General features: G+C 58.8%; 6 protein-coding genes. 3 read left to right on the top strand and 3 right to left on the bottom strand.

All coding sequences use genetic code 11. From position 1 onward, the window contains the following. Window positions 1-516 precede the first annotated feature (516 nt). From K206_RS40330 to K206_RS40320, 3 genes are read right to left on the bottom strand one after another with little or no spacing between them, the layout of a single operon-like run. Window positions 517-801, bottom strand: a complete 285-nt coding sequence (locus K206_RS40330) for a hypothetical protein (protein ID WP_020206975.1) — start codon at window positions 799-801, stop codon at window positions 517-519. A 42-nt stretch (window positions 802-843) separates the two neighbouring features. Continuing rightward, entirely contained in the window at window positions 844-2,046 is a 1,203-nt protein-coding gene (locus K206_RS40325) for a FlhC family transcriptional regulator (RefSeq protein ID WP_052166053.1), read from the bottom strand. Window positions 2,047-2,048: 2 nt separating this feature from the next. After that, on the bottom strand, window positions 2,049-3,206 hold the full coding sequence (locus K206_RS40320; RefSeq protein WP_020206973.1) for a hypothetical protein: 1,158 nt from the start codon (window positions 3,204-3,206) through the stop codon (window positions 2,049-2,051). Window positions 3,207-4,032: 826 nt separating this feature from the next. On the opposite strand from K206_RS40320, the gene K206_RS0135340 reads away from it, so the two are divergent. The 3 genes from K206_RS0135340 (at window position 4,033) to K206_RS43430 (ending at window position 5,667) form a co-directional block, all read left to right on the top strand. Continuing rightward, window positions 4,033-4,338, top strand: coding sequence for a hypothetical protein (locus tag K206_RS0135340; protein ID WP_020206972.1), 306 nt, complete (start codon window positions 4,033-4,035; stop codon window positions 4,336-4,338). Window positions 4,339-4,440: 102 nt separating this feature from the next. Next, on the top strand, window positions 4,441-4,869 hold the full coding sequence (locus K206_RS0135335) for a hypothetical protein (RefSeq protein ID WP_020424035.1): 429 nt from the start codon (window positions 4,441-4,443) through the stop codon (window positions 4,867-4,869). A gap of 6 nt (window positions 4,870-4,875) precedes the next feature. Next, the gene (locus K206_RS43430; RefSeq protein WP_043367834.1) at window positions 4,876-5,667 is read left to right on the top strand and encodes a hypothetical protein; all 792 of its coding nucleotides are present in this window, start codon (window positions 4,876-4,878) and stop codon (window positions 5,665-5,667) included. Window positions 5,668-5,739 lie beyond the last annotated feature (72 nt).

Here is a 5,739-nt window from a genome sequence, read left to right as displayed (position 1 = left end):
ATCGGCGAGCGGCGGGTCGTGGTAGGCTAGCCGGTACCCTTTTGTTCCCTCCCCGAGGGCACCAATTTTCTGGTGCGGGGGGCTTCATCCAAATCGGCGTGACGCGGTGCGTCACTTCTCATGTCGGTGGCCAGCGCGGTGGCGCTGCGAGAGCACCCGCGAGATGCTGGCGTACGCTGTCGACCAGTTCGCGCGCGTGGAGGGGCGAGTAGGCATGTCTGTGACTGGCCGCCGCGGCTGGCGCCAATGGCGTCGTGTGCGCCGCATGCCTGCCAACCGATCGCTGGTCGCCCTGCAGAGTTCGATCTATCCTCGCTGCTACGCGCGTCCGTGTTGCACGCGAGTTGGCGCGGCTTTGGCGTGGCATGGAGCGGGCGGGCTGGCGCGGCGTGCGGGTAGCTGGTGCACCGCGGCAGCCGGCCTTGCCCGGTTCATTGCCCAGGGCAGCGCGCCGGCGGCTGGAAGGAGTCGAGATCCTGCGTCCCTCACATCGTCCTTTCGTTGGGCGAACGTCGATCAACCGCTTCGATACAGCAGCGCGTTGCAGTGGTTGCAGTAGTGTTGTTGGCGGATTGCATATCCCGACTCGTCGCGCCACAAGCGAATACTCTTCGAGCCACAGAATTTGCACGATATGCCGGCGTGCGTCTTGCACGTCGGGTTCGCTGCCAGAAACTCGGCCAGGGTGGGAATGCTGGAGGACGGCATTAGTGCCAGAATTCCGACGACAAACCACGTGCCGAAAAAGCCAGCGATGAACCAGGCCATTATCAATATGAGCATGGCGATGGCGCTGAGCATTAGATCTCCAATAAAAGCCGTTGAGCAGTTAGGGGCCACGTTCTAACGACCGTGGGAAAGACCTTTCCGTGGCCGACCGCGAAGACGCTTCCGGTTCGGCGCATTTGGTGAGGAGAGGACGCCGGTGCAGCAAGGGCACTGGAACGAGTTGCTAAGCTCGATGCGGGCGGCGGCATTTGAGGCAAGGTATGGCGTTCCGCAACTACGGCAGGTCTTTATTGCAAGCTCGTTGTTGGTGGCGAACGAACGCAGCAGGTGAAGCGCGCGCTCTGTCGGAAGCCTGTCTTCTCGGAACATACGATTACTGACGTCCATTGCGGCCAGAAACGCAGAGGGGATGTTCAAATCGGACGCCAACGCGCACCGGAAGAGCCATACTTGGAACGTCGACTGGACTCGCCTAGAGCCAGAATCGAGGTACCAAATCGCGGAATCAGGTTGCTTCCCGGACGGCGATGACGTGCCGTGAAGGAGGGTGTAGAGATCTCGGGTGCGCTTGGGCGTCACGTTGAATAACGTGGCCACACTCATGGCTCGGCACCCGAGCTTGATGAAGGCTTCACAATACGCATCGACGGCCAGCCTCGGGAGTTGAAAGTGACCCCATACGCCGGAATGGGGCATTCGATCCGCGCGAGTTGGGGACGTATCCATCAGGTAGTGCGCGACGAGTTCGGGCGTCAACGTTCCGGCAACGGATTCGTACCAGAAGAGTCGGTTTTGGATACGCCACTGAAACAGCGGCACCTTCCTTTCCGAGATCGCGAGGTCAATCTCATGTTGCGGCACCGAGCGTAGGTATGCCGCCAGCTCATTGGAAATGCCAAGCAGCGGAGCCGCGAGGGCGGACATGTTCAGCACGTCGTACATGGCACCGACGTACGAGCGGTTTGCCTGCTCGAGCAGCATGGAGTCGACGACCGATAGATCGGGCATCTTCTTGTGCAGTTCAACAAGCGTCTTGGTTGGCGTTCTGCCGTCAATGAAGGACCGCCAATCCTCTGGCGTGGACAGCGTGGGAGAGTAGGCCAGAAACGGACTGTTGAAGAGGAGTGCCGACATGGACAAGTCGTCTCGAAGCTGGGCGAGCTGCGACTGGTCTACCTCAAATACCGACACGAGCCCGGTATTGACCGTCATCGCGTTCAGCAGATACGACGAGAGACGAAAGTTGGCCGAGAAAACCCGATCCAGGACCCACGCAGGCACGCTTTGTTGGGGGTTGTTAGGTGTGGCAGGTTTCAAGATCAATCTCCGAATGCTGTCTGTACCGCATCCAATAGAGCGCGCATGCTGTCGCGAATGGATGCGATGTGAGGTTGGTGTGCTCGACTGATGGTGCCAAGGCTGGTTGCCGAACGAACCTTCATAGTGGCCTCGTCGATGTCGGCTTTGAGTCCTGCTAGTCGAATCTCCATGCGCCCCTGTTCGGCAGCCGTTGTTTCTCGATCGAGAAGCTCCGTTGCAATCGAGCTGAGCTGCTGCTTCTTCTGGTTGAGCTCGCTTTCGGTTTCGGCGAGTTCACGTTTCGCGGTGTCGATCGCGTCCGCTACGCTCTTGTATGCCGGTGGCACCACCTCGACGGTGACTTCGCGTACCACCTCGCGAACCCGCATGTCGGCAATTGCCTTCTCGACGGTTTCCTTTTCACGCTTCAGCCGATCGATAGAGACGCGTTGTGACTGGACGGTGTGGCTTTGAGAGTCAAGGGCAGCCTGCGCCGCGGCGAGTGCTTCGCGGTGCTCGGACTCTTTGGTGTCGGCGCTAGTCGCGCGCTCGCGCAGATACTTGATCTCCAATTCGAGCTCGGTTTTTTGCGCCAGGCCGTTGGAGAGTTGTTCCTTCGCGCTCTCCAAGGCCGCCATCAACGTGTTGACCTCATCCGACGCTGCTCGATACCTTTCAATGAATGGGATGATCTCGTCGCGAGAGAAGGACTCCTGGCGCTTCTTGGCGTTGACCAGTAGCTGGACTTCTTCCTCCGAGATGTCCGACCGCTTCAAGATCGTGAGCTCGCCCAGGTTGAGAAACTCAATGGCTTCGTTACTGTTCACGAATCGCTGATATACCTGGAGGTATTGAATCGCAGTGTGCTTGCTGATCTGCAGGCTCCGGGAAGCGTAGTCGTTCAGCAGGCGGCTCGCCTGCGCCCGCGCTTTGGTTGGGTTATCAATGCGTTTGTTTATGGCGATGTAGAGTGTCTGGTGGATATCAGCCAAGTGGGACCCAATAATCATGTACTCGGTCCGAATTCGATCGCGCGCCTGAGAAATTTGCTCGGCAGCATGAACGATACGGCCGATTGAAGCGGTGTCCACCTCGGAGCCAAGCAGAAGCCGCGTCAGCTCGAGGATCGAGATTTCTCGGCGAGGCTCCGACGGCGCGGTGAGATGGGTATTGCTCATGCTTCTTGTTCCTATGTGTTGATGGTGAACTTCGCTTTCCTGTCCAACCGTTCAACGCTACATCCTGCTGTGCAAAGTCAAGGGCGAAGGGCCAGCGAATCGGTGTCGACTGCGTCAACAAGCGGGGCGAAGTGCTGCAGGGTGGCCTGGATCTGGTGTGTCGAAAGTTGTTGCGGAATCCTTTGAATCCAAAGTCAAGGGCATCGGCAATGTGCAAGAACTCGGCGAGTTGGCACGTTCCCGACGGAGATTAGCCCGGGTCGCGATGGTCATTTCTTGTGAGAACTCGCTATTTCGACCTAGTTTTCGCAGGTGGCCATCAAATGATGACCTCAAGGACCTAGTTATCGACGCGAAAGGGCGTCCTTATAGACCTACCCTAGGAGGGATGCCCTGTATATACAGGTTGACCAAGCGGCTGAGAGGCGTAGTTGGACTGCGGAGCAGGGAGGAGCGGCCCTCAGTGGAAGGTGCCGTCCATTTCCCAATATCATGATCTTGGGTTGGCCTCGGAAAGAGGCGCTCTCTATGCCGTCTTTCAGCGATAAATCTGAGGCCCGCAGTGTTGAGCGCACGGCGTTGCGCACGAATTAGAAGTGGTGTAAATTCTCCCTTGCGTGTTCACGCATCGACTCCGGCGAACGTTCTAGCCTCGCTCCTCGCCTAATCCATTTCCCGATCACATAGCGTTCTTGCGCAATGCTCCGGCATGCCGCAAGCGCGTTGTCGTGCCCGCTTCGAAGGATTCCTTGCTCAACGAGCATCGAATAATCGCCTGGCAGTTCAGCCAGGAAATCCAACTGCTTCGTTTTCTAGAGAGAAAACCATGGAATCCTTCGTCAACAACGCGATCAAGCGTCCGTTCAAGCTGTTCATGTTCTGCATGGTGCTGTACCTGGCCTCGCAGTCACTCATCGTCGGGATCTTTCTGACCATCGTCGCCACTTCGTGGCTGTATCACCGCTTCATCGCTCTCGGGAGTAAGACTCCTGCAGCGCCGAAGGTGTCGATGCCCGAGTCCACCGAGCGCGCCAAAGCGCCGGAGGCCGTCGTTGAGCCACCCGAGCTGCAGTACGAGCGCTCGGCCGTGGTGATGCCGATTCGCAGAACAGGAACGGCTCGCCGTTCCTGATTCCTCGCCGCCCCTTCCCTTGGGGGCGGCAGTCCCACCTGTCGCGGGTATCCGTTGCCCGCCAACACGGAGGGCAGTTCGGGTCCCGTCTCGGAGACCTTCATGGACCAAACTCCATCGGGATGGCAGTTGGACTTCTTCGGTGAAGCTACCGCCATCCTTGTTTCCCCTCCCAAGGTCGAACCACTCCCGGATCCGTCGCTATGGAGCGAGTCTGTCCGAGAGCAGATGATCGATGCACTCATCAGCCTGGCGTGCGATAGCCGCAGAGGCGACAACACACCGGAGTCCCTGATCGACTGCGCGGAGATGCTTCGGGCCCGTATTCAGAAAAAGCCGATCGACCTCGAGGATTACTCGATGACGCTCGGCTGGATTTTTGGATACTGGAACGGCGCATTGCCATACGCCTATGTCTGTTCAGTGAGCGGAGTCGATCCCGAGATGATGCAAGACGTCATCCTCAACCATGCCGTGCTCAGCCGAGACCTCAATGAGGTTCGCCGGCTGTGCTGCGGCTCGCTTCTTTGAATCATCATGACCCTTCTGAACGCGATAAAGCGCCTGGGTGCCCAACTGCTCGGTGCTGCACCGGAAGGCCGGAGGCCGACCGATTCTGCAGTCGGGCAGGGCGCCCCGAATGAAACCCAGATCACGATTGCCGATCTCCCGCATCTGTTTCGTGATGAGGGAGACAGCATCGTGCATTTCGTCGCAGCCTTCGAGCATCGTGTGACCGAGACCCGGTTCGGACAGAAGCTCTTGCCCGAGGTCGTTCCGCGCTGGAATAAGCAGGCGGTAATCCGCGGCAGCACGGTGGAGCAGGCCATATCCGAGGCGCTCTCTCGGACGCGCTCCTCTCCGTCCGCCGCTCCGCATCCTGTTCCGACGTCGCCGGCGACGCGGGTGAAAGAACGGGTAGCCGGGGCTGATCATGTCGATGATGCGAGGCAGCCGTCGACGCCGCAGCCTTCCGAGGTTCCTGCAGCGCGGTCAATTGCCGGCAGCAAGTCGTCGACGGTTGGCCGGCTTGCGTTCTGGGGAGAGATGAAATTCCCCAAACGTGGCAGCGCCCCGCCCAAGTTCTACACATCGTTCGCGATCCGGGTCGACACCGGTGCTGCAGCTGAAGTGACGCTCCAAGGCGAGGGCTTGAAGGACGCCATCGCGGAAGCGAAATGCACGCTCGGCGACCACGTGAGGGTCACCCGGCTCGAAAAGGTAAAGGTGCCGGCGTTCCACGAACGTAGCGGCAAGCCGATGCTCGACAACGATGGCAATCAGAAGCTATGGGACAAATGGCTCTGGCGCATCGACAAAATCCACTAACTAGGAATCAACATGGCATCTATCAATAAAGTCATACTCGTCGGAAACCTCGGGGCTGACCCTGAAACCCGT

The sequence above is a fragment of the Cupriavidus sp. WS genome (assembly GCF_000395345.1).
GTDB lineage: Bacteria > Pseudomonadota > Gammaproteobacteria > Burkholderiales > Burkholderiaceae > Cupriavidus > Cupriavidus basilensis_B.
This window is presented reverse-complemented; position numbering and strand designations above follow the sequence as displayed.